This is a genomic window from Lysinibacillus sp. NPDC058147, from assembly GCF_042884205.1.
Classification (GTDB): domain Bacteria; phylum Bacillota; class Bacilli; order Bacillales_A; family Planococcaceae; genus Lysinibacillus.
Genome location: NZ_JBHVUJ010000027.1, coordinates 1 through 2378, shown reverse-complemented (window position 1 = coordinate 2378; position 2378 = coordinate 1). Strand labels below are relative to the sequence as shown.

The following is a 2378-nucleotide window of genomic DNA, read 5'->3' as shown; positions in this document are numbered from 1 at the left end:
GTAATCGCGGATCAGCATGCCGCGGTGAATACGTTCCCGGGCCTTGTACACACCGCCCGTCACACCACGAGAGTTTGTAACACCCGAAGTCGGTGGGGTAACCTTTTGGAGCCAGCCGCCGAAGGTGGGATAGATGATTGGGGTGAAGTCGTAACAAGGTAGCCGTATCGGAAGGTGCGGCTGGATCACCTCCTTTCTAAGGATATTTTCGGAATACAAACCTAGGGTTTGTAAGATTACGTTTTGCGTTCAGTTTTGAAGGTTCATCACATGATGAAATACTTCAAAACTTGTTCTTTGAAAACTGGATAAAACGACATTGAAATTGTAACAAACACATTTATTTTTTAAGTTTTTTTATAGGCTTAATAACTTGGTTAAGTTATTAAGGGCGCACGGCGAATGCCTTGGCACTAGGAGCCGATGAAGGACGGCACTAACACCGATATGCTTCGGGGAGCTGTAAGTGAGCTTTGATCCGGAGATTTCCGAATGGGGGAACCCACTACGTTTAATCGCGTAGTATCTTGACGTGAATACATAGCGTCTTGAAGGCAGACCCAGGGAACTGAAACATCTAAGTACCTGGAGGAAGAGAAAGAAAAATCGATTCCCTGAGTAGCGGCGAGCGAAACGGGAAGAGCCCAAACCAAGAGGCTTGCCTCTTGGGGTTGTAGGACACTCTATACGGAGTTACAAAAGAGCGAGTTAGATGAAGCGACTTGGAAAGGTCCGCCAGAGCAGGTAAAAGCCCTGTAGTCGAAAGTTCGTTCTCTCCTGAGTGGATCCTGAGTACGGCGGAACACGTGAAATTCCGTCGGAATCCGGGAGGACCATCTCCCAAGGCTAAATACTACCTAGTGACCGATAGTGAACCAGTACCGTGAGGGAAAGGTGAAAAGCACCCCGGAAGGGGAGTGAAAGAGATCCTGAAACCGTGTGCCTACAAGTAGTTAGAGCCCGTTAATGGGTGATAGCGTGCCTTTTGTAGAATGAACCGGCGAGTTACGATTACGTGCGAGGTTAAGCTTTAGAAGGCGGAGCCGCAGCGAAAGCGAGTCTGAATAGGGCGAAATAGTACGTGGTCGTAGACCCGAAACCAGGTGATCTACCCATGTCCAGGGTGAAGGTGAGGTAACACTTACTGGAGGCCCGAACCCACGCACGTTGAAAAGTGCGGGGATGAGGTGTGGGTAGCGGAGAAATTCCAATCGAACTTGGAGATAGCTGGTTCTCTCCGAAATAGCTTTAGGGCTAGCCTCGTGATGAGAATACTGGAGGTAGAGCACTGTTTGGACTAGGGGGCCATCCCGGTTTACCGAATTCAGACAAACTCCGAATGCCAGATATTTATACACGGGAGTCAGACTGCGAGTGATAAGATCCGTAGTCAAAAGGGAAACAGCCCAGACCACCAGCTAAGGTCCCAAAGTAATCGTTAAGTGGAAAAGGATGTGGCGTTGCACAGACAACCAGGATGTTGGCTTAGAAGCAGCCATCATTTAAAGAGTGCGTAATAGCTCACTGGTCGAGTGACGCTGCGCCGAAAATGTATCGGGGCTAAACGATTCACCGAAGCTGTGGATTGACATCTACGATGTCAGTGGTAGGAGAGCGTTCTAAGTGCGTTGAAGTCAGATCGGAAGGACTGGTGGAGCGCTTAGAAGTGAGAATGCCGGTATGAGTAGCGAAAGACGGGTGAGAATCCCGTCCACCGTATGACTAAGGTTTCCTGAGGAAGGCTCGTCCGCTCAGGGTTAGTCGGGACCTAAGCCGAGGCCGATAGGCGTAGGCGATGGACAACAGGTTGATATTCCTGTACCACCTCCTCACCGTTTGAGAAATGGGGGGACGCAGTAGGATAGGGTAAGCGCGCTGTTGGATATGCGCGTCCAAGCAGTAAGGCGTGTGTGTAGGCAAATCCGCACACTGTAACGTTGAGCTGTGATGGCGAGTCCGTATGGACGAAGTTCCTGATTTCACACTGCCAAGAAAAGCCTCTATCGAGGTGAGAGGTGCCCGTACCGCAAACCGACACAGGTAGTCGAGGAGAGAATCCTAAGGTGTGCGAGAGAACTCTCGTTAAGGAACTCGGCAAAATGACCCCGTAACTTCGGGAGAAGGGGTGCTCTTGAGCGTGCAAGCGCATGAGAGCCGCAGTGAATAGGCCCAGGCGACTGTTTAGCAAAAACACAGGTCTCTGCAAAACCGTAAGGTGACGTATAGGGGCTGACGCCTGCCCGGTGCTGGAAGGTTAAGAGGAGTGGTTAGCGCAAGCGAAGCTGCGAATTGAAGCCCCAGTAAACGGCGGCCGTAACTATAACGGTCCTAAGGTAGCGAAATTCCTTGTCGGGTAAGTTCCGACCCGCACGAAAGGC

The 2378-nt window shown here is 50.7% G+C and carries 2 rRNA genes; both read left to right on the top strand.

Annotated features, from left to right (window positions below):
• Window positions 1–196: ribosomal RNA gene (locus ACFVT8_RS24530) — 16S ribosomal RNA — on the top strand; the annotation flags it as partial.
• A gap of 179 nt (window positions 197–375) precedes the next feature.
• A 23S ribosomal RNA gene (locus tag ACFVT8_RS24525) occupies window positions 376–2378 on the top strand; the annotation flags it as partial.